2 protein-coding genes are annotated in these 1,480 nt (G+C 73.0%); both read left to right on the plus strand.

Annotated elements, in window-relative coordinates:
• The coding region (locus AB0B01_RS30720; protein WP_361726234.1) for a hypothetical protein at positions 1-275 on the plus strand (275 nt) is incomplete at its 5' end.
• Positions 276-281: 6 nt separating this feature from the next.
• Positions 282-1,445 carry a trypsin-like peptidase domain-containing protein gene (locus tag AB0B01_RS30725; RefSeq protein ID WP_361726237.1) on the plus strand — a complete coding sequence of 388 codons (1,164 nt, stop codon included), beginning with the start codon at positions 282-284 and terminating at the stop codon, positions 1,443-1,445.
• Positions 1,446-1,480: the final 35 nt, after the last annotated feature.

Consider the following 1,480-nt stretch of genomic DNA (forward strand, 5'->3'; position numbering starts at 1 on the left):
CCCGCCAGCCCGCGCTGCGCCACACCGTCGGGAAGATCCTGGGGAACGCAGCCGGTGGCGACCAGCCGGTGCACCAGCCGGAACCGGCGCATGCCCTGCGCGAGGCGCGCAGTCGCGGCAGCCTCGACCGGATCGCCCGGCGGCTGCTCGTCCTGCGCGACCAGAGCGGGGAACTCCTCTCGGGCGTGGCCACCGCCATGGACTCGGGCTGTCCGGCCCAGCCCACGCCGGCACCACCCCCGTCGGCCGAAAGGAACGGCCCGCGAGCGGCCTGACCGACCATGAGCGAACACGCCTACCTCCCGATCGAGGACATCGTCGGCCTGACCGACGCCGCCCTGGAGGCCGGACTGGCCGACCCCTCGGTCCGGCCGCTGCTGCTCGACGGCATCCTGCCCCGGTACCGGGGCACGCTGCCTCTCGTGGCGGCTCCCGGCAGGCAGGTGCGCTCGGACCTGAACGAGATGAACCACGTGGAGCGGCTGGTCGACGGCTCGGTGCCGCTGGACGTCTGGCTGCGCAACGCGATCTCCCAGACCGCCGAGGCGGGACCGCTCGCCGTCTTCCAGCAGGCGCTGGACAAGGTGGCGCGGGAGGCGGCCGGCGAGCCCGACGTACCGGCCGGGCCGCTCGCGGGGGAGACGAAGGAAGAGATCATCAACTGGGACGACACGGTCCCCTTCGAGTTCCTGCGCGGCGGTGACCACGCGGGCACCTCGGTCGCCCGGATCAAGGTCCTCCCGTACCGGGCAGGCGCCCCGCTGCAGCCCAACGGCTTCCCCCACGCGGGGACCGGCTGGCTCATCGCCCCGGACCTGCTCGTCACCAACCACCACGTGGTCAACGCCCGCACCCGCAGCGCCACCGAGCGCGGCATCGTGGACCCGGCGGACCTCCTGCTGCAGGCGCAGAACTCCCGTTCCCGCTTCGACTATGGGGCCGACGGGACGGAGACCGAGGAGGTGGCCGCCAGCGACCTGGTCGCCTGGGACGAACGGCTCGACTACGCCGTCCTGCGGCTCACCGCCGCCCAGCCCCCGCGCCCGGCGCTGCGGGTCGCGACCGAGCCGCTGACCGTGAACCGGGACCAGCCGGTGGCCGTCAACATCATCCAGCACCCCGGTGGTCAGCCCAAGCGGGTGGCCCTGCGCAACAACCTGGTCTACGAGGCCGACGAGCAGGACATCCGCTATTTCACCGACACCCGCGGCGGTTCCTCCGGATCGCCCGTCTTCACCGACGACTGGCAGGTGGTGGCGCTGCACCGCGGGGCGCGGCGCGTCGAGGACGTCAACTTCCAGGGCAAGACGACCGCGTTCGTCAACGTCGGCACCCAGATGAGCAGCGTCCTGCGCCACCTCGCCGAGCACAGCCCCGGGGTCCATGCCGAGATCGCGGCGGCGCAGTCGGCGCTCGCGGAGCAGAACGGTGGGGAGGAGGCCTGAGATGCGCGGCAGCCGATCACCCGTGGCGACGGGAC

Source organism: Streptomyces sp. NPDC044571, assembly GCF_040647115.1.
GTDB lineage: Bacteria > Actinomycetota > Actinomycetes > Streptomycetales > Streptomycetaceae > Streptomyces.